Source organism: Sphingomonas phoenicis (assembly GCF_047238005.1).
Lineage (GTDB): Bacteria > Pseudomonadota > Alphaproteobacteria > Sphingomonadales > Sphingomonadaceae > Sphingomonas.
Genome location: NZ_JBDFMC010000002.1, coordinates 2,165,210 through 2,188,464, shown reverse-complemented (window position 1 = coordinate 2,188,464; position 23,255 = coordinate 2,165,210). Strand labels below are relative to the sequence as shown.

Here is a 23,255-nt window from a genome sequence, read left to right as displayed (position 1 = left end):
TGGCATCGCTAATCAAAGCAGCTGCGCTTGTCGATGTTCGTCAACCGATCAGCGAACGCACCGTGGCGGCGAGGTTCAAGGGATCGAACGGCTTGGCGATGACGCCGGCCGCTGCGGCCTTCAACCGGGTGAGGTTCGATACCCTGACATCGGTGGTCAGGAATATCACTGGCGGCGGTTCGATGCCGCAGGCAACGCCCATCCTTGCAGGAAGATCGGTTCTGGTCCCGTCATTGAGCAGAAGAACGTCGGGATCGAAACCGCCCGCAACCGCGCTCAAGGCGCCGGCCTCGTCCGCTACGATGCGAATCTCCATCGCGGTGTCGAGTGCCAGGGCCAATCTGACGATATGGCCAACGTCATGGTCGTCCTCGACGCAGAGGATACGGAGATCGTTGTGTTGCATTCTAGATGCTCCAGCTTCGATCGAGTCCTGACGTTTCGACGCGTTTTCGATGCCGGGCAGTGCCCCACGCGAGCAGAAGCAGCATCGGGTAGGCGATCTGGCCGCTGCTCCAGGCGTAGATGACAGGCAGGATCTCTCGATCGTAAGCTTTGATGATATGAATTGCGATGGCATCCAGTTGCAGCGCGGCGATCCACAGGGGCCAGAAACGGTTGGCGTAGACGGCGATCGCGGCGACGACGGCAAACAGGAGAACGTCGACCACAAGCAGCAGGACGACCACTACCTCGAAGTTCGCCCGGGTGGAGAGTGAAACGAGCGCACTGGCGATAGCCGCAACGATCATGGATGCAGCAACTGCGCGTTCCGGTCCGCCGCCTCTTCTCACCGCGTAGAACGCGACCGCCACAAGGACGAGATTGAATATGATGATCCGGATCACAGACAATCTCGCTTGTTTCAGACCAACGTTCGCGGCTCGCGATCAAGCGGCGATGGAAGATGTATTCGCGGCCTTGGTCGGTGGATATTTGAATTCATCACCGAACCCGGTGACGGTGGCGTCCGGCGTGTCGATCTGGAACACGCGACCGATCTTTTCCAGAATCTTGTGTCCGTCGACGGTGTGACCACGCGCCGTCGAGAGATGCAACATCGCCTGACTGAAGGCCATGAAGGCGGGCTGGCCGACCGCTGCGCCCAGTCTTTGTTCGGCCTGTGCCGCGACCAGCGCAGACGCAAGTTCCCCCGCGAGAGCGATCGTGGTGTCGTGCGCGTTTTCGAGGCGGCGAAGAAGGACCGTCAGATTGACGATTGCCGAGGAATCCGCCCCATCACCGTCCGAGCGATCGGAGGGCGAGCAGGACGTCGCCCGCCGATCGAAGGCCGACGGCGAGCATGCCGAAACCGACCGCAATGGCGATGCCGATGACGGGGATCCAGATGAGACGTTCCGCTTTGGTGAGGTCATTGTCCGTAGCTCCCATGCGACGAAGAGGAAGCCGAAAGGGAGATGAACTCCCCTTTGGCGTCGTTACGTCTGCGGGAGTCGGCGCCGGGCCTGCGACCCGCGCTGTGTCCCCCCTGATCCGATCAGGGGGGGTGTCGGAGAAGCAGATCCTCGCGGCGTGCCGGCGATCTCGCGCACCCAGGCGGATGACGGCTTCCGCGATATAGCCGTCGACGGTGTTCTTGGAGATGCCGAGGCGCAGGGCGATCTCCTTGGACGAAAGCTGCTGCCACACCAGCCGGAGGCACTCTCGTTGCTGGGCACTTATCGAATCGAGGGGCGGCGGCTCCATGACGAGAGACATAGCCAACGTTGTTCCCGTTAACTATGTCGCTGATCGTGCAGGCGGGTTGGACCGCGCGGCGGCACACAGCTCCGCAGGCAGGGATCAAGCGTTCAGGTTCACCCCCCTATTCTGAATGCCGATCGAGCCGAGAGGAGACATGGCAATGCGTATCGAACAGGCGGGCATTCCGTTGGTGCTGATGAGCCTGGCGGCGTGCGCGTCCTCGACGACGGGCGGCCGCGCGCACGGCGAGACCTGCAAGCCCGAGGCCGCGAGAACGCTGGTCGGGATGGCCGCCCCGGACGATACCGAGATCCTGCGCAGGACCGGAGGAACGATCGTCCGACGCATCGCGCCCGGCGACCCCACCACCAGGGATTACCGTGTCGAGCGTGTCACCGTGACGATTGCGGATGGCCGGGTAGTAGCCGCCTCGTGTGGCTGAAGTACCGGGCTGGCTGAAGGGGATCCTCGTTGTGGCGTTCGGAGCCGCGACGGTCGGATGCGCGTCCGACAGGCCCGTCGAGGGACCGGTGCGGCTTGGCCAGATCGCCTACGTCAACGGTCCCCGGGTACGTCCCGATCGCGTCGTCGAGGACAGTCGCTGTCCGGTCGAAGCGAATTGCGTCTGGGCCGGGCGGGTGATCGTGCAGGCGACCGTGTTCGGGGGCGGATGGGTCAGGACGATCGATCTCGAGCTAGGCAAAGCCGTCCCCGTTGCTGATGGCACCCTTGAGCTCGTATCCGCGACCCCGCTCCGGCGATCCGGCGAAGGCAGCCGTCGCCCTGCCTATCGCTTCACCTTCGAATTCAGGGGCGGATTGTGAAGTTTCGCCCTCATCGACGCCGAACAGGCATCTTGCCCGCACCGCTGTCCGCAATACCTACAACCGCGTCTTCTCTGGCTCGCGTGCTGGGTCGTCCTTGGCGTTTCGGACAAAGTGGTACCCGGTAGAGGCCCGGTTAGCACTTCACCGCTGCCCGCTACGATACTAGGCTCCGACATCAATTATCGGGGGATCACGATGCACAAACTGCCTTGGCTCACAGCCGCCGCCCTTGTGATCGCCTCTCCCTTCGGGGTTGCCGCGCAGGCTCCCGCCCTGGCGCCGGCTACGGCTCCGGCGGAGGATGCCCGGCTCTATGCCTTTCTGGACAAGGAGTTTGCCGAAGAGCTCCGCGAGCGTCCGCAACTCGCCACGCAGCTCGGCATGAAGGACGGGCAGGATCGGCTGGACGACAACAGCGACGCCGCCGCGCTGCGCCGCCTCGAATGGCGTCGTGCCAGCGTCGCGCGGATGAAGGCTGCGTTCGACCGGGCGACGCTATCGCCCGAGGCGCAGGTCAATTACGATATCTGGGCACTGGAACTCGACCGTGCCGAACTCAGCTACCGCTTCCGGCTGCAAACCCCGCCTTTCTATTCCTTCCTCTATTCGACGCATGCACAGCTGCCGAACTTCCTGATCAACACACATACTGTCCAGGACGCGGCGGACATGCGCGCTTATGCCGCGCGGGTGAGGGCGATCCCGGCCGTGCTCGACACCGCGATCCGGCAGAGCCGCGCGTCCGATGCTGCCGGCGTCCACGCGCCCAAATTCCAGGTCGAGCGCATCATCAGCGGCAGCCGGGCGATCGTGACCGGCGCACCGTTCGACGCCGGCGCCGCGTCGCCGCTATGGGCCGATGCGCAGGCCAAGGTCGCCAAGTTGCAGGCAGGGGGAAAGGTCGACGCAGCGACGGCGGCAGCGCTGCTCGCCGATACGCGTGCGGCGCTGCTGACGATCAAGCCGGCCTATGACCGCGTGATCGCGTGGGCGCAGTCGGACTTACCGACCGCGCCGGGCGGACGCGTCGGTGCGCTGACGCTGCCCGATGGCGCCGCCTGGTATGCGGCCGCGCTGAAGCTCAACACCACCACGGACCTCACCGCCGACCAGATCCACAAGATCGGCCTGGCCGAGGTGAAGCGGATCGAGGGCGAGCAAGACGCGCTGGCGCGTGCCGCCGGATTGAAGGATCGCCAGGCCTTCTACGCGGAGATTGCGCGCCGATTTGCGGTGGTGCCCTGGAACGACGACCTGCGCGCGACATATCTGAAGAACGCCAACGCCGCGCTCGCCTTCAACCGCACGTTGCTGCCGAAATATTTCGGCAAGCTGCCGGTTCACTCGATGGAAGTCGTCCGCGAGCCCTCGTTCAGCGAGGTGGCTGGCGGCGCGGCACATGCCGCAGGGCCGAGCCGCGATGGTGCGCGCCCGGGCCGGGTCTATGTCCACCTGCTCGGCACCACCGATGCGACCCCGCCGTCGGCGCTGCGCGACTTGATGTGTCACGAAGGGGTGCCGGGTCACGTGATGCAAGGCGATATCCAGGTCGGTCAAAGCGGCGGGCCGAAGTTCCGGCAGAGCACACGCTATGTCGCGTTCGGCGAAGGATGGGGGCTCTACGCCGAGGCGCTGTGCAAGGAGATGGGCGCCTTTCCGGAACCGTCGGATGATTTCATGCGGCTCGATGCGGAGCTGTTCCGCGCTGCACGGCTGGTGGTCGATACCGGCATCCATGCCGAAGGATGGACCGAGCAGCAGGCGATCGACTATCTCGTCAAGTCCGGCCGCGCCGCACCCGATCAGGGCCGGTCGGAGGTGCGCCGCTACATCACCCTGCCGGGACAGGCGACGGGCTACAAGATCGGCATGCTGAAGATCGTCGAGCTACGCAGCAAGGCGGAACGGGAACTCGGGCCCCAGTTCGACATCCGCAGCTTTCACGACCTTCTGATCGGCTCCGGCTCGCTGCCGCTGCCGATCCTGGAGCGGCAGGTCGATGGCTGGATCGCATCGCGTCGGCGCATGTGACGAACGCGGAGGCGACAGCTTGGGCGCGAGCCGGTTCGACTTCCCGGCTAATGGAATCCGGACTAGTGAAGCCGAACAAGCGTCTGGAGTAGTGGGCGAGCTAGTTGCCCTTGAACGTTCGCCAGCTGGTCATCGCTTTGGGGGGCATCGGCTCGCCGACCATCCGGCAAGTTTTTACATGTTCAAAGGGTACGTCCATGCTCACGATGAAACTCAAGCGCCACAAAAGGGCGGGAGCGCTGGCAATGGTACGGCTTGGGATGATCGAAGCGTCGGTGCAGGCGCTTGGCGATGAAGACCTGCTCGACCTTGCCGACATCTTCAAGGAAGCGGCGACGACGCCGCTGACCGAAATCGCTGCGGCCGAGATGCGCAAGCGGAACATCAGCCTCTAGAGCGGTTTTCGATCAGGTTGCACCACCGTCATCGCCCTGCGGGCGACCGCGTACGCGGCGGACCGATGTCGATCCGGGGCGGCGTTGCTCGTCGGTCACGATGCCTCGGCATCGCTCCCTCCTCGCGCCTTGCCCCGAACCGACATCGACTCCGTGACGATGATCCAACCTGGTCGGAAACCGCTCTAGACGCCGAGCCCGGTCTCGCGATCCGGAGTTGCCACGATCGAGGCGGGCGCGCAGCGAAGCAACGGCTACAGCTGCCGTCCAGCGGTTCGCTCTTTCTGCAATCGTTCGTCTAGCCTGGTCGCGCTGATGGCTGCCAGATCGGCGCACGCGCGCGGGTCGACGCGCGAGGCTTTGCCGGCAAGACGGGCGTACAGGTTACTCGCGGACGGATGCGGTGTGATGACCAGGTCGCAGCGAAGCCTTGCCACGGTCGCGAAGCTGGCCCTGAGTGCCGCCACGCGCTCGGCATGGTCAGAGAAGCGGTAGCGATCGATCGCGACGGCGCTGAGGCTGTCGGCGAAGACGATGTCGTGGCAGACCTGGCCCTGGCACGACCGCCACGACCAGGACGTGCCGCCCGGCGCATGCCCCGGTGTGGCGTGTGCCGTGAGGCGCAGGGAGCCAAGCCGGACAACCTCGCCATCGCGAACCAGTCGATCGACGCGAACGCCGGGGAAAGCCGGTCGATCGCCCTCGCGCTGCGGGTCGTCGGCAGCCATCACGCCGCTCTCCAACGAAGGGCGGGCAGCGGCGGTCGCGAGCATCTGCGCGCCCGTGCGGCGCTTCAGTTCGCTCAGGCCGCCAGCGTGGTCGGCATGCTCGTGGGATGAGAGCAGCAGTTTCACATCGGACAACCGCAAACCCAGCCGCTCGATATTCGCTGCTATCATCGGTGCCGCTTCGGCTGTGGCGCCGTCGATCAGGACCGCACCCCTGTCCCCCACCACGAGCACGACCGTGATCCCGCAACTCCCGACGTCGTAGACGTTGCCGAAGATGCGGACGGGGGGCGCCGCATCGCTCCAGCCGTCCCTGCCCGCGCATTGCGCCTCATGGGCTGCAAAGCTTGCCGGACGGAGCGAAGACATCGGCGGCACGGCGTCGACGGACGCACCCATTCCGGCACTGACGACGGCTGCGAGTAAAAGGTGGCGGAGCGGCATTGGTCTTACTCTCGAAGTCGAACAGCTGCACCGTAGCGGCGCCGTCGGCCATCAACAGAGACGTGCTTAACGGGCGACCGCTTCCCGGCAAGCCTCAACCCGTTCCGAATGGCTCCTTGCGGGTCCATGTGTTGCAGGCGGGCCGCGAGCTATGAGCCGTGGGAGCCCATGCCGCGTTCCCGGCCCCAGATGACTGCGCCGCTCCGCCGGCTCACCCCCAATTTCGCGTAGATCCGGGCAACGTGGTTGCGCACGGTGTTGCGAGACAGGCCCAGGCGCCCGGCGATGTCCGTATCGGACAGATCGTCGCAGATCAGGCCGAGCACCTCGCGCTCGCGAGGGCTGAGGTCTTCAGCGGAAGGCTGAATCCGGGGTCGGCGGAGGGTGGCCAGCTTGTCCAGGATGGATCGGCTCAACCAGCTCGTATCCTGCATCACCTCGTCGATGGCTTTGGCCAGTTCATGTTCGTCGCGCCGGCGCTCGGTCACATTCTGATAGACCCACAGCACGCAGTCCGTGCCATCGACGTTGATGGTCTCGCCGGAAACGAGGCAGTCGATCGATTCGCCCGCGCGGGACCGCAACCGCGCTTCGTGGTGGCGCAGTGTGCCGTGTTCCGCCACGAGCCGGTCTGCCCCGTGGTACGTGTCGCTGGCGTCCCACACACCCAGGCGATCGGTCACAGGCCCGGTCAGCTCTGCGCTCTCATATCCGGTCAGTTCCCGAAACGCGGCGTTGACGCGGGTGATCGAGCGGTCGGCCCCTTGCGTGACCGCCATCGCGACGGGAGCCATCTCGAACACGGTCAGAAGATGCCGTTCGCTGGCGGCAAGTGCGTGCTCTGCCTCGCGTCGCGGCTGAAGGTCGGCAAAGGTGAGCAGCAGCGCGTCCTCTTGCGTGACGTCGATCGGTTGGCCGGCGAACAATACCAGCCGCCGCGATCCGTCCGCTACGAGCAGTTCGGCTTCGGCCTGGGGCACGACCCGTCCCTCCTCGATCGACGTCTTGACCTCTTTCGCGTCTTCCAGTCCGGCCAGCAGATCCAGACCGAACAGCGCCTTGCCGATGATGTCGTCTTCCTTGAACCCCGTCAGCGACAGAAATCCCGGGTTGACCTGCATCACGCGCAGATCGGACAGGCGGACGACGAGCGCGGGCGCCGGGTTGGCCTTGAACATCGCCTTGAACCGCGCCTCGGCATCGAACCGCGCGGAGACATCGCAGAGAACGAGTGCGAGATAGTCCGGCTCGCCCCCATCGACATCCATCGTGACGTCGCGAACCTGATGCACCCAGCGAACCTCGTCCTCGCCCGCTGGCATTACTTCGACGATCTCGTCCGGGAAGCTTTCGCCGGCCAGCAGCCGGAACAGCGGATAGTCGCGGCGCTTGAGCCGCCGGCCGGTGGCGGAGCGGAGCGTGAAGCGTTCGGCATAGCCTTCGGCCGTCGCACCCAGATCCTCGAGCTTGTCGATGCCGTGCATGCGCAGGGCCGCGGCGTTGGCACTCAGGATCACGCCGGTCGAGTCCAGCAGTATCACCCCGTCGAGCAGCTGCGCCATCAGCTGTTTGAGGTGGCGGAGCGTCGGCGCGGAGGGGGGTGTCGGCATGGTCTCACAAGCGCTCGACCGGCACCGACGTTCCCGGCCGGCACTAGTCCTATTAGTGCTGCCGCACCAATAGCGGGGACCCGTGATCCGGTGCCGATCTGAACATCATCGTCCCGCCGCCCGTTGAACGTCCACGAAACTAGGATGTGAAGGAACCACCAATGGGACTCATTGTACTTCTTATCGTCGGCGGATTGATCGGCTGGGTGGCGAGCATGATCATGCGCACCGACGGGCAGCAGGGAATTTTCCTGAATGTCGTCGTCGGCATCGTCGGCGCCTTGCTGGCGGGCTTTCTCATCACGCCGCTGATTGGCGGCGCACCGATCACCAGCGGCGCGATCAGCATCCAGTCGGTCGGTGTATCGCTGCTGGGCGCGGTTGTGTTGCTGGCGATCATCAACCTCTTTCGCCGCGGCGCGGTGCGCTGAGCGGGATTCCGGCCGTGGACCCCGCCCGATCTCGGCGGGCGATACGGTCGGACCGGCGCCCGGGCGGAAACGTCGGCCCGCCGCGCAAGCGCGGGCGACTCGCAGGCATCGCCGTCAAGCCGATCGCTCCCCCTACGCAAGGCGCCGGACGCAGCGCGTACCGGCGCGAAGGTGAGGGCTCAGGCATCGGCGGCGGCGCATCGTCGGTGTCGCCCGCCCAACCTGCATGAATACGACAAGATCAACCCAGGAGAGTTCTATGGTTCGACATCTGGTGGCCGCTTCGGCCGTCGCCCTGCTTGCCAGCGCCGCACCGGCGCAGACGCAGGATGGCTCTCATAACCCCGCGATCAAGAATGGCGCGCCGCATGGCGTCGCAGCACCTGCCAAGGGCGCGAATTCATTCACCGAGGATCAGGCGCGCGGTCGCTTTGCCAAAGCAGGCTACACTGTCGCCTCGAAGCTGAGCAAGCAGAACGGCCTCTGGCAGGGTGCGGCGACGAAGGACGGAAAGCGGCTCACGGTGATGCTGGACTATAAGGGCAACATCACCACGCGCTGATCGCCTTCATCAGGAGAGAATTCATGTCAAAGACTATCACGCGACTGTTCGACAATTATGCCGACGCCACTGCCGCGGTGCGCGACCTCGAGCAAATCGGGATTGCGCAGGGCGATCTGAGCATCGTTGCCAGCAATGCCGACGGGCATCACGACGACCATGCCGTACGCGATCATGACGGGGTCAACGATCACGGCGATGTCAGCCGTGGTGTATCGACCGGTGCGATGCTGGGTGGGGCGGGCGGTTTGCTCGCCGGGCTCGGGCTTCTTGCCATACCCGGGCTCGGGCCGATCGTCGCTGCCGGTTGGCTGGCGGCGACGGCCGCGGGCGCCGGGATCGGCGCAGCGGGCGGCGCAGCGACGGGCACCATCGTCGGTGCGCTGAAGGAAGCCGGTCACGACGAGAATGACGCCCATGTCTACGCCGAGGGTGTCCGTCGCGGCGGTTCGCTGGTCAGCGCGAAGGTGCCGGACGAACTGGTCGGCGAGGCCGAAGCCGTGCTCGACCGGAACGGCTCGGTGACGGCGGCGACGCGGGGCGCCAGCTATCGCGAGAGCGGCTGGAGTTCGTTCGACCCGGATGCCCCTGCCTATACCTCGGATCAGGTGCGCGAGGAGCGCACCCGCTACGCCCAGCCGGCACGCTTTTGAGCTCGGCTGTCCGCCCCCGCCGTCGGGCGGGGGCGGACAAAGGATCATTCCTGCGTTCGGCAGGGCGACCGCCGCCCGAACGCACCGACATCGGCTTGCGCGAAGCACGCCTCGAACGTCCGTGACCGGGTCAAGGCGGGGAGTCAGGCGGCCAAGGCCCGCATGAAGTCGGCTGGCGGCGGTGATTCCGGCCAGCTCGGCACGTCGGCAGGAATGACGACCCAAGGCTGGCGATAAGCCGTGAAGATGTGCGCCACGCAGTCGAGTTCTTCGGATCGGTCGAGAGTGCCAGCGCGCACCACTGCAATCCCCGGTCGCCGCGTGTTCGTGTTGTAAAGGCGCGAGTGGCAGGTGCCGCAGAAGCGCTGAACCGAGGTGCGGTCCTCCGTCGTGATTTCCTGAACGACGACCGGCCCCGCTACAGCGAGCCGGTCGTCCGGCACCAGCGCTTGCACACTGAACGCGCTACCTGTCCACCGCTGACAGACGTGGCAATGGCAAGCATACACACGCGGCAATTCGTCGATCGCGATTTGATAGCTACATGCGCCGCACCGGCATCGGCCGTCGATGGTCATCGTTGCGTCCTCGATTTCGCTGTTCGTCGGACTCTTGCATAGCCTTGCCAGGGCCATTCGCCGAGAGACGAGCTCAAAATCTGGGCGAAAGAAACCTGCAACGAAAGGCACGCCGGCTGCTAAGTGCGCCAGATCGCACGCCTCGTGCCCTGATACTCACTCCAGGCGTCGACCGCGTTGCTCTTCCTGCTGCCTGTTCTGGACGATCTTGCCGAGCGCCATGACGACGGAGAGCGTCATCACGATGATCGCGTCCGCCCGGTTGGGCCGCTTGTCCTCGGCCATAGTGCTGGCGTCGATCACCACGGCGCGATCCGGTGAACTCCACGTCATCCCTACCGGCGCGGCGAACATGACGCAGAACTCACGCGATCGCCACTACCCGGACAGTCGAGCGACCCGATGAAGCCTGCGATGAACACCCGCCCATCCCGTCGCCGCACGCGCATCCTGACGGTGTTTGCCGCGGTCGTCGCCGCGCTTGCCGCCTGGATCGCGATCGGCGGCTATCTCGACCGCGATCCGATAGACTTCTTCGCCGCCACCGGGCCGAGGAAGCCGGTTGCGGCGCTCTACTTCTCGGGTGATTCAGGGTTGCGCTTCGGCATGGGTCCCTACGCTGCCAAGGCGCTCGCGGAGCACGGCATTGCGGTGACGGGGTTCAGCTCGCCCGCCTATTTCAGCGTCCATCGCACGCGCGCGGAGGTGAACGCCGCGGTCGCGGGCGCGATCCGCGAGGCGCTGGCGCGCACCGGTGGCGAGCGGCTGGTGGTGATCGGTCAGTCCTATGGCGCCGACATCCTCCAGACCGGCCTCGCCGCGCTGCCCGCCGACCTGCGCCCACGCATCGTCGCGGTGGTACTGGTGGTGCCGGGTGAGGGCGCGTTCTTCCGCGCCGACCCGCTGGGCCTCGAATATCGCGGCACGCCGGACAGTCTGGGCGTCAACACGGTCAATGCGATCACCTGGGCGCCGCTCACCTGCATCTACGGCGTCGCGGAGACCGACAGTCTGTGTCCGGCCGTGCGCCTGCCGCGCGCCACGATCGTGCGGATGCCGGGCGGGCATTTCCTCGACCACGATTCCGACGGACTGGTTCGCCACGTGCTGGATGCGATCCGCCGCTCGGCCCCGACGGCCTTCGCCAAGGCGTGACGTCGCTGTCCGTGATCGGGATCGTCCGCCGCGCGCGGCGGGGGGCGTCGCGCCATCGGCGCTGGCTGGTGGGCGCCGCGGTGCTCGCCGTCGCGCTGCTCGGGTTCGAGGCGCTGCGGCTGGCGCTGCACGAAATCCGCTTCGCCGACGTGCGCGCCGCAGTCGCTGCGGTGCGTGGCTGGCGGATTGCCATGGCGCTGGTGTTCACACTCGTCAGCTACCTGGCGCTCACCGGCTACGACGCGATGTCGCTGGCGGCGGTCGGCCGGCCGCTGCCATGGCGCACGGCGGCGGCGGGCTCGTTCGTGTCGTACACGCTCAGCCACAATCTCGGCCTCTCGTTGCTGACCGGCGGCTGGGCGAGGTACCGGCTCTACAGCGCGGCGGGGCTCGACCTCGGCCAGGTCGCACAGGTCGCAGTGATCGCGGGCGCCACCTTCTGGGCGGGTGTGCTCGCGACCGCGGGGACTGCGATGGCGATCGCCGCTCCGCCGATCGCCATCGCCGGCGTGACGATCGCGGGCGGGGCGACGCGGCTGGTCGGCATCGGCTTGCTATCGCTGGTCGCAACGCTGCCGGTGCTCGGCGCCGTCGGCGTCCGGTCGATTTCCGCCTCGGGCTTGCTGCTGCCGATCCCGACGTTGCGCCAACAGGCGGTGCTGATCGCCGCCTCGGTGGTCGACATGGCGGCTGCCTCTTCGGCGCTCTACGTGCTGGTGCCCGCGCTCGGCCCGGCGTCGTTCCCGGGCTTCTTCGTCGCCTATGCGGTCGCGATCGTCGTTGCACAGGTCAGCCACGTGCCAGGCGGCTTGGGCGTGTTTGAAAGCGTGATGCTGGCACTGGTCCCCGGCGACCATGCGGCGGTGTTTGCCGGACTGCTGCTCTATCGCCTCGTCTATTACCTGCTGCCGTTGCTCGTGGCCGGCATCGGCCTGGGCCTGCGCGAGGGCTGGCGGTTGCGCCACCCGATCGGCCGCGGACTGGGCGTGGTCGACCGCGCCGTGCAGCTGGTCGCGCCGGGCGCGGTGACGCTGCTGGTGTTCGGCGGCGGACTCGTCCTGCTGGTCTCTGGCGCGTTGCCGGGGGTCGAGGGCCGGCTCGGCACGCTCGGTGACATCCTGCCGCTACCCTTCATCGAGGGATCGCACTTTGCCGGCAGCCTGGTCGGCACCGCGCTGCTGCTGGTCGCGCCCGCACTCAACGCGCGGCTCAGGAGCGGCTTCCAGGCGGCGCGTGCGCTGCTGGTCGGCGGTGTCGTCTTCTCGCTCCTCAAGGGGTTCGACTATGAGGAGGCGTTGCTCCAGCTCGTCATCCTTGGCGTGCTCCAGTACGCGCAGGGCAGCTTCTACCGGCGCGGCGGGCTCGCCGCCGAGCCGCTCAGCAGCCGCTGGCTGGCGGCTGCGGCCGCGGTGGTGACGCTCAGCGTCTGGGTGGGCTTCTTCGCCTATGCGCGGACGCCCTACGGCAACGACCTGTGGTGGCAGTTCGCGGTCGATGCCAACGCGCCGCGCTTCCTGCGCGCCAGCCTCGGCGCGACCGTGCTGCTCGCCGCAGCAGCGCTGTGGCGGCTGCTGATATGGCAGCGGATGCCAGCCGCAACCGGCGCGCTTGATCCCGCCGTGGCAGCGCGCGCGCTGGCGGCAGCGACGCGGACAGACGCGAACCTGGCGTTCACCGGCGACAAGAGCTTCATCACCTCGGCGAGCGGCGATGCCTTCCTGATGTACCGCGTCCAGGGCCGCACCTGGGTCGTGATGGGCGATCCGGTCGGCCCCCGCGCGGCATGGAGCGAGCTTGCCTGGGCCGTGCGCCGCGCCTCCGATGCGGCCGGCGGGCGGCTGTGCTTCTACCAGGTGAGCGAGGCGATGCTGCCGCTGGTCGTCGAGCTGGGGCTGGAGGCGATCAAGTACGGCGAGGAGGCGGAGGTTGCACTGGACGAATTCACGCTCGATGGACCCAGGGCCAAGACGCTGCGTCACGCGCTGCGCCGTGGCGACGAGGCCGGCCTGTCCTTTGCGGTCCTCCCCGCGGCCGAGGTGCCGTTGGCAATGGACGAGTTGCGCGCCGTCTCCGATGCGTGGCTCGCCGCCAAGGCGGGGGCCGAGAAGCGCTTCAGCCTGGGGCCGTTCGACCCCGACTATCTCGCGCGGTTCGACTGTGCGGTGATCCGCCGCGAGGGCGCGGTGATCGCCTTCGCCAACCTTTGGTCGCTACCCCACGGCGAGGAGCTGTCGTGTGACCTCATGCGCCACCTTCCCGATGCGCCCTACGGCACGATGGACGTCATGTTCGTGCGGCTGTTCCAATGGGGTCGCGCACAAGGCTATTCACGCTTCGATCTCGGCATGGCGCCGCTGTCCGGACTGACCGGCGGCCGGCTCGCGCCGTTATGGTCGAAGCTGGGCCAGGCGCTGTTCCAGAATGGCGAGCGTGTCTACGGCTTCGCCGGCCTGCGCGCGTTCAAGGCGAAGTTCCAGCCGCGCTGGGCTGCACGCTACATCGCGACACCGCGTCGGCTCGGGATGGCACACGCGCTTATCGACCTCGCAAGGCTGGTGAGCGCCTGAATGTGGACGCTCAGGCTGGCGATCCGGGATCCCGGTCATGGCCGTTCGTTTGATGCGATCATTCCCCTTTCGATGCTCGCTTCCCGCCCACCATAAGTGGAAACCGGGCCTGATGCGGCTGTCGCGGCGCGGATGAGATTCCAGTGGCTTCAGGCGCAAATCTACCAGCCGCCGGGTATTTCTGGATGATATGGCCGGGCGTGCCGCGATGATAGCCATTGCTGTCATGACCGATCCTGCCCTGTCCCAATCCACTCCACGAAGCGGCGCCGAGGAGCGGGACTATTTCCTCAGCCGTGCCGAGGATCATCGCCGGCTCGCGGCCAGGAGTTCGGATCCGGGCTCGCGATCTCTCCACGAGCGCTTCGAACAGCTCTATCGGGATCGGGCTGGCGGCGATGGCGATGGTATTTTCCAACCAGCCGCGCCGGCAAAAGTACCAGGAACGGGCGATCCCATCGACGGTTGAGACGCTCGAACCGGCCGCGACGAAGCGATACCGGCCGAGGGAACAGCGCATGAAGACATTGGTCATGACGTTCGTGGGTGCACTGACGCTCGGCGCGTGTGCCGCTCCCTCGACCCGGATCTCGACGGGCCTTCAACGCTACGGGCTCGATCAGCAGCGCGCGGATTGTGTCGGCAATCGCCTGCAATCGGACCTGTCGCTGGGCCAGCTTCAGAAGCTGGGTCGTGCCGCGGCGGCCTATCGCCAAGGCGACACCACGCCAGGTGTGTTGACGGTCGGCGATCTCCTGCGGGTCGCGGGAGAGTTGAAGGATCCCGCGATCGTCTTGGCTGTCGGAAAGGCCGCCGCAGGCTGCGGCGTCGCGCCGTGACGGTCATTCGTATCTTCATTTCACCAAGGAAACGATCATGAACAAGGACGAATTCCAGGGCGGCGCCCGCTATATGGGCGGCAAGGTCGAGAAGGCGGTCGGCGATGCCGTCGACAGTCGTGAATGGACGGTCGACGGCGTCGTCGATCAGGTCGCGGGCGGCGCGCAGCACACCTATGGCCGTGCCAAGTCGATCGTCGGCGACGCGATCGACAGCGCACCCGAATTGGTCGAGGAGGCGCGCGACCGTTTGAAGGCAGCCGGTGAGCGGGTCGCCGACGGGGCACAGAAGGGCGGCAGGGCCGCAGCTCGTACCGCGCAGGATCAGCCCGTGATCTGGGCTGTTGCCGCGGCGCTCGTCGGCTATGGCCTTGCCTGGTTCGTCCACGGTCGCCGCGACTGATACCTCATGGCCGAGGCGTCGTTCAAATCCCTGCGCGAAACCGCAGATCTGCGGCATCTGCGGCAGATCATCGTCGGTCTCGACGAGGGCGTGATCCTGATCGATCCCGACCAGAGTCTGCTCTGGGCGAACGACGCTGCCCTGGCCATGCACGGCGTGAAGGCCATCGGCGATCTCGGCGCGACGGTGGACGAGTACCGCTCGCGTTTCCAGCTGCGTTACCGCAACAATCATCGGCTCGAGGCCGACGATTATCCCATCGAACGCGTGGTTGCGGGCGACGCCTTCTCGGAAGTCGTGGTCGAAGTGACCGTCGCGGGCGAGGATGCACCGCGGTGGGTGCATCAGGTGCGCAGTCTCGTGCTGAACGATGCCGACGAAGCCGAACCGACCTGCCTGGTGATGGTGATCCAGGACGTGTCGGCACGCTTCGAGGCGGAAGACCGCTTCGAGCAGTCGTTCAACGCCAATCCCGCGCCGGCGGTGATCTGCCGCCTCAGCGACCTGCGGTTCGTGAAGGTGAACCAAGGGTTCCTGGAAATGACCGGGCACGAACGCGACGAGGTGCTGGGCAAGACGGTGTACGACATCGATGTGCTGCGTGCCGCGGAAAAGCGCGACCTGGCCAAGGAACGCCTCGCAGAGGGGCGAACCATCCCGCAGATGGAGGCGGAACTCGAACTGCCCGATGGCAGCACCAGACTCGTCATCGTCGCGGGACAGCCGATCGATATGGGCGACCAGCCCTGCATGCTGTTCACCTTCGCCGACCTCGAGCCACGCCGGAAGGCCGAAGGCGCGCTGCGGCATAGCGAGGAGCGGTTCACGCGCACCTTCCAGCTCGCGCCCGTGCCGATGGCGATCGGCGTGCGCGACGGACATCTGCTGTGCGAGGTCAATGCCAGCTTCACCGAGATGACCGGCTATGATCCGACCGAGATCATCGATCGTCCGCTCGGCGAGATCGAGCTGTGGGAGAGCGACGCCAAACGTCGCGAGATCGAGGCATCGATCGACGGCGGTCATGACCTTCGCGGCCACGAAGCGCGCGTCCAGGCCAAGGACGGCACCACGATCGACTGCATCGTCTCGACCGAAGCGATCCGCCTCGGCGATGACGCCTGCGTGTTGTGGGCCTTCCAGGACATCACCCAGCGCAAGGCGACCGAACTCGAACTGGTCGAGGCGATCGAGGCGGTGATGAAGGATACGAGCTGGTTCAGCCGCTCGATCATGGACAAGCTGGCACGGCTCCGCGCGCCCCAGCCCGACGCCGCCGGCCCGGGACTCGACGACCTGACCGCGCGCGAGCGCGACGTGCTGGCGCTGATCTGCCGCGGCTATGACGACAAGACGATTGCGAGGACGCTCGACGTGGCCGGCAACACCGTGCGCAACCATGTGGCGCGCATCTACGCCAAGATCGGCGTCAACCGCCGTATCGCCGCGGTCGCCTGGGCACGGGCGCGCGGCTTCGACGGCGAAGGCGTTCGGCACGACAGAACCGAACAGGAGACGGCAGCATGACTGCTCGAGGTAGCGGCACGGAAAAGTCGACCGAGGACCAGACGAAGGCTGCTGCGACCCGCGAAGCCAAGGGTTCGGTCCAGGAGGCGATCGGCAAGCTGATCGGCGACGATGCCGCGCGCGAGCGTGGCACCGCCGAGAAGGAAGCCGGCGCGACCGATGCCTCCGACATCCAGAAATCCTCGCGGCCCTGACCGCGGCGACACATTCGTTTCAACAGGAGATACTATGGCGACCCACATAACCACCGGCCTCGCGCCGGTCGATGAAGCACGTCTCGGCAAGACCCCGACCCGCTTGTCATGGGGCGCGATCTTCGCCGGTGTCGTCATCGCCGTCGCGGTGCAGCTCGTCCTCGGCATTCTGGGCGCCGGTATCGGTCTGACGATGGTCGATCCGGTGGAGGGCACGACACCGGGCGCGACCGGCTTCGGGCTCGGTGCCGGTATCTACTGGCTCATCACCACGATCCTGGCGCTGGGCGCGGGTGGCTATGCCGCGGCGCGCGTGGCCGGGGTGCACGAGCGGTTCGATGCGCTGGTCCACGGCCTCGTCGTCTGGGGCGTGACCCTCATCCTGACGCTGTATCTCCTGACCTCGGCCGTCGGCGGCATCATCGGCGGTGCGTTCCGGACGGTGGGTGCGGTCGCCGGCGCGGCGGGGACGACGGTCGGGGCGGCGGCGCCCAGGGCGGCATCGATCGCGGGCATCGACGAGGGCGACGTGCGCAGCGAGGCTGCGGCCTATCTGTCGGACGCTCCCAGCGATCCGGCGCAGATGACGCCGGAACAGGCGCAGAAGGAGATCGCCAAGCAGCTCCCCGCGCTCGCGCGTGGCGGCAGCGACGGGCAGCAGGCCGAGAGCCGGATCGTCGATATCGTCGCCGCGCAGCGCAAGATCAGCCGCCCCGAGTCGCAGGCCCAGGTGACGCGCGCCAAGCAGCAGTTCGTCCAGACCAAGAATGACACGATCGCGACCGCCAAGTCGGCGACCGACAAGGCGGCAGGCGCGGCGGCCGGTACCTCGTTCATCCTCGTGCTGGCCTTGCTGATCGGCGTGGCGGCTTCAGGTTTCGGTGCAACCGCGGCGACCCGTCGCCGGCTGCGCTGAGTGTCCGCGGCGGGTCCAGCGTACCGGACCCGCCGCATCGCTTTTCACCAAGGAAGGAGACTGTCATGACGAAGAAGATCGGCCTCGCGCTCGTGCTGACCGGCATGGTGTCGCTCGCGGCTTGCAACACGGTCAACGGCGCGGGCAAGGACATGAAATCGGCCGGATCGGCCGTCTCGGACGCCTCGGGCCAGAACAAGAAGAAGTGACCGCGGCACCCGTCCCGTCGACGCTTCATGCGCGTCAATGACGGGACGGGCGCGTTCACCGGTGCGCGATCTGACCTCCGTTCAGCGCACCTCGGCGGCGAAGGGAACGGCTGGCAGGTCGTCGGCGCCATAGAGGTTCGCGAAAGGGGCATCGGCCCAGGCATAGCGAACGCGATCGGTGCCGGGTCGATACGCGCCGCGCAACCGGATCATGCCGCCCTCCACCTGACCGGCGGCATAGCGGCAGTCGCTGCCGACACAAGCTTCGAACCCGAGCGCAACGTCGCCGCCATAGGTGAACAGCCCGCCCTGCGCGCCGTCGAACGCCACGACCAGATCGCCGCCGTCGCGCGAGACGGTACGCACCTGCGGCCCGCCAGCGCTGATCGCCTCGCCGTACACGATCGCACGGGCGGCGCGAGCCAGCCGCTCGCCGACGAGGCGCTTCTGGGGCGAGTGGACGTCGAAACGATCGCTGATGTCGAAGGTCACGGCAAGGCCGGCGGCCGGATCGGCCCGCACGACCTTTGCCTGGACATCGCGCAAGGCAGCACGCGGTGCATCGCCGGGGTGGATCGGTGGCGAGCCGAAGGAGGCGATCTGCGCGACCATGAACGGCAAGCCCGGCTGATCGAACTGGCGGCGCCAGTTCGCCATCAGCATGGGCAGAAGCTGGCGATAGCGCACCGGGTCGCCAACATTGGCCTCGCCCTGGTACCACGCGACGAGACGCACGCCGTAATTGCCGAGCGGCGCGACCATGCCGTTGTACAGCGTCGACAGGCTGTCGGGCACCTGCCAGGCAGCGATCGGCGGTGTCGCGGCCGGAACTGCGCCGCCTTCGTGATACGACCAGATGTCGCTCAGCGGCACGCGGCGGCCGTCTGTCAGCACGATGGCACGCTGGGCCGGATCACCGGTCAGGCCAGCGCGCCCGACCACGCGAAGGACGATGACGTTGCGCCCCGCGCGCAGCACACCGGGACGCAGCGGGTAGTCGCGCCAGAACCAGTCGGCGTCGTTGGCGCCGACCCAGCGATCGTTGATCCACACGGTGTCGTGTCGATCGATCGTGCCGAGCCCGATACGGCTTGCGGCGGCGGCCTGTACCGCGGTGAGGGTTATGGTCTGGCGATACCAGCTGACACTCGGCTCTTTCGCCACACTGTCTTCACTTACGCCCGGCCGAACGGTGCGCCATGCCGATGCATCGAAATCGCTATTCCGCCAGACCCGCTCCACCTGCCATGACGGGTAATGGGTACGCCACCAGGCGTCGTCCCGCCCGCTCTGACTCTGTAGACCAGCGTCGGGATCGCGTGCCGCCAGCGCGAGCGTCCCCAGCCCGGCGCGATATGACGGGATCGTGCCAAGTGCCGGCGCCGGAATCCAGTTCTCGATCGTGGTACCGCCCCAGAAGGACTCGATGAAGCCGATTGGCACGTTCAGATGGCGCTGCAACGTCGCCGCCATGTGAAAGCACACGGCAGAGGCATCGCCGACGCTCTGCGGATCGACGATCTTCCACGGCACCGGCGCGGCGAAATCGGCGAGAGGTCCCGGCTGGCTGTCACGCTCGACATGGGCGTAACGCATCACCGGGATGGCGCGGGGAATGACGCCGCCCCAGGCGCCGGTGGCTCGCCGGGCCGGAAATTCCATGTTCGACTGGCCGCCGCAGAGATAGACGTCGCCGACCAGAATGTCGGTGAGGGTCTGGATGGCGGCCCCGGACCTGGCGATCAGTCGGTACGGACCGCTGGCGGCCATCGGCGGCAACGTCGTCCGCCAGCGTCCGTCCGCCCCGGTGCGGACGGTGACGCTGTTGCCCCCGAGCGTGACGATGACCTCGGCACGCGGTGCGGCCTGGCCCCAGACCGGGATCGGGCGATCCCGCTGAAGAACGCCGTGATCGCCGAAGATGCGGGCGAGCAGGACGGGGCCCTGTTCTCCGCGAACCTGTGCCGGGGCCGGTGTGCCGATGACGGTCGATGCCACAAGCCAGAGCGACATCAGTGCCGGTATGCCCCGGCGGAAGGTGCCGCCGGTCGCGGGCGGGGCGGTCGTCGCGCAGCCAGCCTTCGTGATCCTCACCCAGCTTCTCCAACGCGCCGTTCGGCTTGCCAGTGGACCGCCGCAACGGATCACGTCAATAACCTGTAGCACAGGTATCGGTAAACGTCGGTCGATTTAGGCTGATGAGGGGCCGGCTGCGTGGGGGATTGAGATGATCTTCGAACATCGGACCGATGCTGCGGATGACGGTGCGGTAAGGAACTCAGTTGAAGCCCGAACTGGCCAGCGCGCGCAGGCTGAGTTCGAAATGGGCGTCCATCGCCGCTTGCGCCGCGACCGGATCGCCCGCCCTGATCGCATTTGCGATGCGGTCGTGCTGGTCGAACACGGCCATGCGATCCGCATCGGTACGGCGCGCCTGCCAGCCGATAGGGCACGTCTTGCGCATCAGTTCGGCGAACGATCCGATCAGCAGGGCGAGCAGCGGGTTGCGCGTCGCCTCCGCGATCGCTGCGTGGAAGGCGATGTCGTGCTCGACCTGCTGCGGCAGGTCGTCGCCAGCCTTGCGCAGCATGCCCGACAGCTCGACGATACGCAGCGCCTCTGCATCGGTGCGCTGCATCGCCGCCAGTTCGGCGGTTCGCCGCTCCAGGGCACGGCGGGCATCCCACACCTGTTGCACCGTCGCCTGGGCGGTGCTGACGGCGTGCGCCATCGGGATCGCGACCACCGAACCGTCGATGCGACCGACACGCGGGCGGCGGCCGTTGCTGGTCTCGATCAGCCGCAGGGCACCCAGCGCGCCGAACGCCTGGCGGACCACCGTCCGGCTGACCCCCACCGTACCGGCGAAATCATTCTCGCTGGGCAGGGGATCGCCGCTGCGCAGGCGCTGTTCGGCGATGTAGCCCGTCACCGCATCGATAACGGCCTGGGTTCCTTCACTCACGCAGAAAGGCCCGCGAGCCGGGACAGAAGGGATGGGATCGAGCGCGTCATGTCAGGTGCCAAGTTGCGCCCAAAGCCTGCCCGATTGCAAGGCGGGATCGACCGGCCCCGCCTTGATCGCGCGGGTCAGCGCGCGATGCCACGCGATGTCGCGCCACATGCCCTGGAACTGCGGGCCGCAGAAGTTGCTGGTGGAGATCGCCAGCCATCGTCCGGTCTGCGAGGCGGTCAGCGTGCCGAGCGTGCACAGCTCCTTCACCCAGTCCCACCGCAGCAACGGCCAGTCCTTGTAGTCGACGATGCCCCAGCATTCGGTGGTGATCATCGGCAGGCGGGCGGTGCGCGAGGCCGCTGCCGCCGCGGCGATCTGGTCGGTCAGCAGCTTGCGCCAGTAATCGCGCCGGCCGGCATAGGTGTCGTACGCCTTCAGCTGGAGATTGCGATAGCCCTCGTCGGAGAAGCGATCACCCTTGTAGCCGACCGCCTTGGCGAACTCGTTGCGGTTACCGTTGGCCATCCAGATATGATATTCGCATGCATCCATCATCGCGGCATCGCCGCTCGCATAATCGGCGATCTCTCCGGCGGTGCCGGAGAACAGCAGGGGCATATCGGGATAATCCGCCCGCAGCGATGCGATCGATCGCCGCATCCAATCGAGCGACCGCGGGTCGCGCCACGCCCCCCATTGCAGCGGAGGATCCAGAAACGTGGCCCAGATCGGTCCCGGCCATTCGTTGCAGAAGTCGACATAGACGATCTGCTCGAGCAGGCCCGCCCGCTCGATCGCGCGCAACGTCTGTCGCCAGATGTCGGCCAGCGCATCGGGGCTGGTGATGCGATTGCGGGTATTGTCGGCATCCTCGCGAAACCAGGTGGATAGCGCAACGCGCACGCCGTGCGCACGGCATCGCCCGATGAACTGGACGAGCGACGGCAGCACGCTGACCCGCGTCAACGTCGGCGCGCCCCAGTCCTGGTTGTTCCAAACCGGTTTCAACAGCCATTCGCGCGTCCCGTCCGCCGCGACGAGGTGCGGATAGGCGTCGATCCGGACGGCGTCGTAGCCGCGTTCCACCAATTCGCGCAGGGCGACGTCCCAGTCCTCGTACCCGGCGCCGGGCCAGCGCCGCTCGAGCCACGAGAAATCCCACATCGCGATTGCCAGCGGCCGCTGGCGCTTCCGGTGCGGTGCCGCGGCCGCAGCAGGCACGCCGGCAACCGCCGCCGCGCCGATCCCGATCAGCAGGTCCTTGCGCGTGATCTCCGTCATGCCGCGCTTCCCGCGTCGTACCGGCGACGCGTCACCGTGAGCCTCCGGTCGAGATCGTCGTGCAGCTCGAGGCCGAGTCCGGGGCCGTCCGGCACGGTGATCATCCCGCCGCGGACCGGCGGCAACTGCGTGACCAGATCCTGATACCAACCGGTGTAGAAGGCGCGGACCGACTCCTGCACCAGCGCATTGGTGGCATTCAGGCACAGATGGGTCGAGGCGGCGAGCACGACCGGTCCGGTGCAATCGTGCGGCGCGACGGGCAGGTGCCAGGTCTCCGCCATGGCGGCGATCTTGCGTGCTTCCGACAGGCCGCCGCACCAGCCGAGATCAAGCATGATCACGCCCGCGGCGTCGGTCTCGAGAAGGTCGCGAAAAGCCCAGCGCGACCCGAGCGTCTCCGACGCACACAGCGGCGCCCGGCTGCGCTCGGCATAGCGTTTCAGCGAGGCCAGGCTGTCCATGCGGATCGGGTCTTCGTGCCAGAAGGTGTCGAACGGCGCGAGCGCCTCGGCGATGCGGATCGCGGGCGGCAGCAGCCACAGCGAATGGAACTCGACCATGATGTCGATCCTGTCGCCGACCAGCTTGCGGATGCGCTCGAACGGCTGCAGCGCCTCGCGCATCTCGGCCGGCGAGATGTACGCACCCATGTTGCGTTCCGCGGCCGGATCGAACGGCCAGATCTTCATCGCCGTGATGCCCGATTCCAGCAGATCGATGGCCAGTTCGTCGGCACGGGTCATGAACGCATTCAGGTCGTCTTGCCCGGTGACTTGGGTGGCGCCGCGGCCCCAATTCTCGGTCGACTGGCCGCGCGTCGTGCGGACGTAGTGGGAGCCGGCGCAGGTATTGTACGTGCGGATCGATTCGCGCGTCCGGCCGCCCAGCAACTGCCAGATCGGCTGGCCGGTCGCCTTGCCGAACAGATCCCACAGCGCGATGTCGATGGCAGAGGCGGCCCGCATCTCCGCGCCGGTAGATCGGAAACCGACATAGCCGGCGAGCAGGCGGGAGATCGCGTCGATGGCGAGTGGATCGCGACCGATCAGCAGCGGGGCCGCCACCTCGTGGATATGCGCCTCCACCGCCGCGGCGCCATAGAAGGTTTCACCCAGGCCAGTGATGCCCTCGTCGCTATGTACCTGAATCCACAGCAGATTGGGGAATTCCGCCACCCGGATCGTCTCGATCGCGGTGATCTTCATGGTCGGTATTCTCCCTCTACACCAGCAGGCACGATAC

General features: G+C 66.9%; 27 protein-coding genes and 1 pseudogene. 15 read left to right on the top strand and 13 right to left on the bottom strand.

Annotated elements, in window-relative coordinates:
- Positions 1 to 40: 40 nt before the first annotated feature.
- From ABC319_RS11585 to ABC319_RS11570, 4 genes and pseudogenes are all read right to left on the bottom strand, one after another.
- A complete protein-coding gene (locus tag ABC319_RS11585) occupies positions 41 to 406 on the bottom strand; it encodes a response regulator (RefSeq protein WP_413070374.1) in 366 nt (121 codons plus the stop codon).
- 1 nt (position 407) lies between these two features.
- On the bottom strand, positions 408 to 848 hold the full coding sequence (locus ABC319_RS11580; RefSeq protein WP_413070373.1) for a hypothetical protein: 441 nt from the start codon (positions 846 to 848) through the stop codon (positions 408 to 410).
- Positions 849 to 890: 42 nt separating this feature from the next.
- Complete coding sequence (locus ABC319_RS11575) at positions 891 to 1,376, bottom strand: hypothetical protein (RefSeq protein WP_413071763.1); 486 nt, start codon at positions 1,374 to 1,376, stop codon at positions 891 to 893.
- A gap of 157 nt (positions 1,377 to 1,533) precedes the next feature.
- Positions 1,534 to 1,707, bottom strand: a pseudogene (locus ABC319_RS11570) (helix-turn-helix domain-containing protein); the annotation flags it as partial.
- A gap of 157 nt (positions 1,708 to 1,864) precedes the next feature.
- On the opposite strand from ABC319_RS11570, the gene ABC319_RS11565 reads away from it, so the two are divergent.
- From ABC319_RS11565 to ABC319_RS11550, 4 genes are all read left to right on the top strand, one after another.
- Positions 1,865 to 2,146, top strand: coding sequence for an I78 family peptidase inhibitor (locus ABC319_RS11565; RefSeq protein ID WP_413070372.1), 282 nt, complete (start codon positions 1,865 to 1,867; stop codon positions 2,144 to 2,146).
- Complete coding sequence (locus ABC319_RS11560) at positions 2,139 to 2,528, top strand: hypothetical protein (RefSeq protein ID WP_413070371.1); 390 nt, start codon at positions 2,139 to 2,141, stop codon at positions 2,526 to 2,528. The genes ABC319_RS11565 and ABC319_RS11560 overlap by 8 nt, the downstream gene beginning before the upstream one ends.
- A gap of 198 nt (positions 2,529 to 2,726) precedes the next feature.
- Complete coding sequence (locus ABC319_RS11555; RefSeq protein ID WP_413070370.1) at positions 2,727 to 4,562, top strand: DUF885 domain-containing protein; 1,836 nt, start codon at positions 2,727 to 2,729, stop codon at positions 4,560 to 4,562.
- 197 nt (positions 4,563 to 4,759) lie between these two features.
- Positions 4,760 to 4,957 carry a hypothetical protein gene (locus ABC319_RS11550; protein ID WP_413070369.1) on the top strand — a complete coding sequence of 66 codons (198 nt, stop codon included), beginning with the start codon at positions 4,760 to 4,762 and terminating at the stop codon, positions 4,955 to 4,957.
- A gap of 254 nt (positions 4,958 to 5,211) precedes the next feature.
- Here ABC319_RS11550 and bla read toward each other — a convergent pair whose 3' ends face one another.
- On the bottom strand, positions 5,212 to 6,084 hold the full coding sequence (bla, locus tag ABC319_RS11545) for a subclass B3 metallo-beta-lactamase (RefSeq protein WP_413070368.1): 873 nt from the start codon (positions 6,082 to 6,084) through the stop codon (positions 5,212 to 5,214).
- Between the two features lie 194 nt (positions 6,085 to 6,278).
- The gene (locus ABC319_RS11540) at positions 6,279 to 7,739 is read right to left on the bottom strand and encodes a PAS domain S-box protein (protein ID WP_413070367.1); all 1,461 of its coding nucleotides are present in this window, start codon (positions 7,737 to 7,739) and stop codon (positions 6,279 to 6,281) included.
- Positions 7,740 to 7,900: 161 nt separating this feature from the next.
- On the opposite strand from ABC319_RS11540, the gene ABC319_RS11535 reads away from it, so the two are divergent.
- From ABC319_RS11535 to ABC319_RS11525, 3 genes are all read left to right on the top strand, one after another.
- Positions 7,901 to 8,170 carry a GlsB/YeaQ/YmgE family stress response membrane protein gene (locus tag ABC319_RS11535; protein ID WP_413071683.1) on the top strand — a complete coding sequence of 90 codons (270 nt, stop codon included), beginning with the start codon at positions 7,901 to 7,903 and terminating at the stop codon, positions 8,168 to 8,170.
- Between the two features lie 259 nt (positions 8,171 to 8,429).
- Positions 8,430 to 8,732: a hypothetical protein gene (locus ABC319_RS11530; RefSeq protein WP_413070366.1), complete on the top strand. Its 303-nt coding sequence runs from the start codon at positions 8,430 to 8,432 to the stop codon at positions 8,730 to 8,732.
- A gap of 23 nt (positions 8,733 to 8,755) precedes the next feature.
- The gene (locus ABC319_RS11525; protein ID WP_413070365.1) at positions 8,756 to 9,385 is read left to right on the top strand and encodes a hypothetical protein; all 630 of its coding nucleotides are present in this window, start codon (positions 8,756 to 8,758) and stop codon (positions 9,383 to 9,385) included.
- A gap of 143 nt (positions 9,386 to 9,528) precedes the next feature.
- On the opposite strand, the gene ABC319_RS11520 is transcribed toward ABC319_RS11525, so the two are convergent.
- A complete protein-coding gene (locus tag ABC319_RS11520) occupies positions 9,529 to 9,963 on the bottom strand; it encodes a GFA family protein (RefSeq protein WP_413070364.1) in 435 nt (144 codons plus the stop codon).
- Positions 9,964 to 10,119: 156 nt separating this feature from the next.
- On the bottom strand, positions 10,120 to 10,317 hold the full coding sequence (locus ABC319_RS11515) for a hypothetical protein (protein ID WP_413070363.1): 198 nt from the start codon (positions 10,315 to 10,317) through the stop codon (positions 10,120 to 10,122).
- A 60-nt stretch (positions 10,318 to 10,377) separates the two neighbouring features.
- Here ABC319_RS11515 and ABC319_RS11510 point away from each other — a divergent pair, with 60 nt between their 5' ends.
- Both ABC319_RS11510 and mprF read left to right on the top strand, forming a co-directional pair.
- Positions 10,378 to 11,118, top strand: a complete 741-nt coding sequence (locus ABC319_RS11510; protein ID WP_413070362.1) for an AcvB/VirJ family lysyl-phosphatidylglycerol hydrolase — start codon at positions 10,378 to 10,380, stop codon at positions 11,116 to 11,118.
- Complete coding sequence (gene mprF / locus ABC319_RS11505; protein ID WP_413070361.1) at positions 11,115 to 13,685, top strand: bifunctional lysylphosphatidylglycerol flippase/synthetase MprF; 2,571 nt, start codon at positions 11,115 to 11,117, stop codon at positions 13,683 to 13,685. The genes ABC319_RS11510 and mprF overlap by 4 nt, the downstream gene beginning before the upstream one ends.
- A gap of 58 nt (positions 13,686 to 13,743) precedes the next feature.
- Here mprF and ABC319_RS11500 read toward each other — a convergent pair whose 3' ends face one another.
- A complete protein-coding gene (locus ABC319_RS11500) occupies positions 13,744 to 14,220 on the bottom strand; it encodes a hypothetical protein (RefSeq protein WP_413070360.1) in 477 nt (158 codons plus the stop codon).
- Here ABC319_RS11500 and ABC319_RS11495 point away from each other — a divergent pair.
- From ABC319_RS11495 to ABC319_RS11470, 6 genes are all read left to right on the top strand, one after another.
- A complete protein-coding gene (locus ABC319_RS11495) occupies positions 14,204 to 14,524 on the top strand; it encodes a hypothetical protein (protein ID WP_413070359.1) in 321 nt (106 codons plus the stop codon). The genes ABC319_RS11500 and ABC319_RS11495 overlap by 17 nt on opposite strands.
- A 37-nt stretch (positions 14,525 to 14,561) precedes the next feature.
- A complete protein-coding gene (locus ABC319_RS11490; RefSeq protein WP_413070358.1) occupies positions 14,562 to 14,927 on the top strand; it encodes a CsbD family protein in 366 nt (121 codons plus the stop codon).
- 6 nt (positions 14,928 to 14,933) lie between these two features.
- The gene (locus ABC319_RS11485) at positions 14,934 to 16,454 is read left to right on the top strand and encodes a helix-turn-helix transcriptional regulator (protein ID WP_413070357.1); all 1,521 of its coding nucleotides are present in this window, start codon (positions 14,934 to 14,936) and stop codon (positions 16,452 to 16,454) included.
- Positions 16,451 to 16,648, top strand: a complete 198-nt coding sequence (locus tag ABC319_RS11480; protein WP_413070356.1) for a hypothetical protein — start codon at positions 16,451 to 16,453, stop codon at positions 16,646 to 16,648. Before ABC319_RS11485 ends, ABC319_RS11480 begins: the two co-directional genes overlap by 4 nt.
- A 34-nt stretch (positions 16,649 to 16,682) precedes the next feature.
- Positions 16,683 to 17,564 (top strand): hypothetical protein, encoded by an 882-nt coding sequence (locus tag ABC319_RS11475; protein WP_413070355.1) that lies wholly within the window; start codon positions 16,683 to 16,685, stop codon positions 17,562 to 17,564.
- A gap of 65 nt (positions 17,565 to 17,629) precedes the next feature.
- Entirely contained in the window at positions 17,630 to 17,773 is a 144-nt protein-coding gene (locus ABC319_RS11470) for an entericidin A/B family lipoprotein (protein WP_413070354.1), read from the top strand.
- Between the two features lie 81 nt (positions 17,774 to 17,854).
- Here ABC319_RS11470 and ABC319_RS11465 read toward each other — a convergent pair whose 3' ends face one another.
- From ABC319_RS11465 to ABC319_RS11450, 4 genes are all read right to left on the bottom strand, one after another.
- Positions 17,855 to 19,867 (bottom strand): sialate O-acetylesterase, encoded by a 2,013-nt coding sequence (locus ABC319_RS11465; protein WP_413070353.1) that lies wholly within the window; start codon positions 19,865 to 19,867, stop codon positions 17,855 to 17,857.
- Between the two features lie 184 nt (positions 19,868 to 20,051).
- The gene (locus ABC319_RS11460) at positions 20,052 to 20,738 is read right to left on the bottom strand and encodes a FadR/GntR family transcriptional regulator (RefSeq protein ID WP_413070352.1); all 687 of its coding nucleotides are present in this window, start codon (positions 20,736 to 20,738) and stop codon (positions 20,052 to 20,054) included.
- A gap of 51 nt (positions 20,739 to 20,789) precedes the next feature.
- The gene (locus ABC319_RS11455) at positions 20,790 to 22,010 is read right to left on the bottom strand and encodes a cellulase-like family protein (protein WP_413070351.1); all 1,221 of its coding nucleotides are present in this window, start codon (positions 22,008 to 22,010) and stop codon (positions 20,790 to 20,792) included.
- Complete coding sequence (locus tag ABC319_RS11450) at positions 22,007 to 23,218, bottom strand: mandelate racemase/muconate lactonizing enzyme family protein (protein ID WP_413070350.1); 1,212 nt, start codon at positions 23,216 to 23,218, stop codon at positions 22,007 to 22,009. The genes ABC319_RS11455 and ABC319_RS11450 overlap by 4 nt, the downstream gene beginning before the upstream one ends.
- Between the last annotated feature and the right edge of the window lie 37 nt (positions 23,219 to 23,255).

Coding starts and splice junctions, on each gene's coding strand:
- ABC319_RS11555 (WP_413070370.1), top strand. CDS start 2,727: ATGCACAAACTGCCTTGGCTCACAGCCGCCGCCCTTGTGATCGCCTCT.
- ABC319_RS11480 (WP_413070356.1), top strand. CDS start 16,451: ATGACTGCTCGAGGTAGCGGCACGGAAAAGTCGACCGAGGACCAGACG.
- ABC319_RS11530 (WP_413070366.1), top strand. CDS start 8,430: ATGGTTCGACATCTGGTGGCCGCTTCGGCCGTCGCCCTGCTTGCCAGC.
- ABC319_RS11510 (WP_413070362.1), top strand. CDS start 10,378: ATGAACACCCGCCCATCCCGTCGCCGCACGCGCATCCTGACGGTGTTT.
- ABC319_RS11565 (WP_413070372.1), top strand. CDS start 1,865: ATGCGTATCGAACAGGCGGGCATTCCGTTGGTGCTGATGAGCCTGGCG.
- ABC319_RS11455 (WP_413070351.1), bottom strand. CDS start 22,010: ATGACGGAGATCACGCGCAAGGACCTGCTGATCGGGATCGGCGCGGCG.
- ABC319_RS11535 (WP_413071683.1), top strand. CDS start 7,901: ATGGGACTCATTGTACTTCTTATCGTCGGCGGATTGATCGGCTGGGTG.
- ABC319_RS11485 (WP_413070357.1), top strand. CDS start 14,934: ATGGCCGAGGCGTCGTTCAAATCCCTGCGCGAAACCGCAGATCTGCGG.
- ABC319_RS11550 (WP_413070369.1), top strand. CDS start 4,760: ATGCTCACGATGAAACTCAAGCGCCACAAAAGGGCGGGAGCGCTGGCA.
- ABC319_RS11525 (WP_413070365.1), top strand. CDS start 8,756: ATGTCAAAGACTATCACGCGACTGTTCGACAATTATGCCGACGCCACT.
- ABC319_RS11475 (WP_413070355.1), top strand. CDS start 16,683: ATGGCGACCCACATAACCACCGGCCTCGCGCCGGTCGATGAAGCACGT.
- ABC319_RS11575 (WP_413071763.1), bottom strand. CDS start 1,376: ATGACCTCACCAAAGCGGAACGTCTCATCTGGATCCCCGTCATCGGCA.
- ABC319_RS11520 (WP_413070364.1), bottom strand. CDS start 9,963: ATGACCATCGACGGCCGATGCCGGTGCGGCGCATGTAGCTATCAAATC.
- ABC319_RS11515 (WP_413070363.1), bottom strand. CDS start 10,317: ATGTTCGCCGCGCCGGTAGGGATGACGTGGAGTTCACCGGATCGCGCC.
- ABC319_RS11540 (WP_413070367.1), bottom strand. CDS start 7,739: ATGCCGACACCCCCCTCCGCGCCGACGCTCCGCCACCTCAAACAGCTG.
- bla (WP_413070368.1), bottom strand. CDS start 6,084: ATGGGTGCGTCCGTCGACGCCGTGCCGCCGATGTCTTCGCTCCGTCCG.
- ABC319_RS11495 (WP_413070359.1), top strand. CDS start 14,204: ATGAAGACATTGGTCATGACGTTCGTGGGTGCACTGACGCTCGGCGCG.
- ABC319_RS11585 (WP_413070374.1), bottom strand. CDS start 406: ATGCAACACAACGATCTCCGTATCCTCTGCGTCGAGGACGACCATGAC.
- ABC319_RS11490 (WP_413070358.1), top strand. CDS start 14,562: ATGAACAAGGACGAATTCCAGGGCGGCGCCCGCTATATGGGCGGCAAG.
- ABC319_RS11470 (WP_413070354.1), top strand. CDS start 17,630: ATGACGAAGAAGATCGGCCTCGCGCTCGTGCTGACCGGCATGGTGTCG.
- ABC319_RS11500 (WP_413070360.1), bottom strand. CDS start 14,220: ATGACCAATGTCTTCATGCGCTGTTCCCTCGGCCGGTATCGCTTCGTC.
- ABC319_RS11450 (WP_413070350.1), bottom strand. CDS start 23,218: ATGAAGATCACCGCGATCGAGACGATCCGGGTGGCGGAATTCCCCAAT.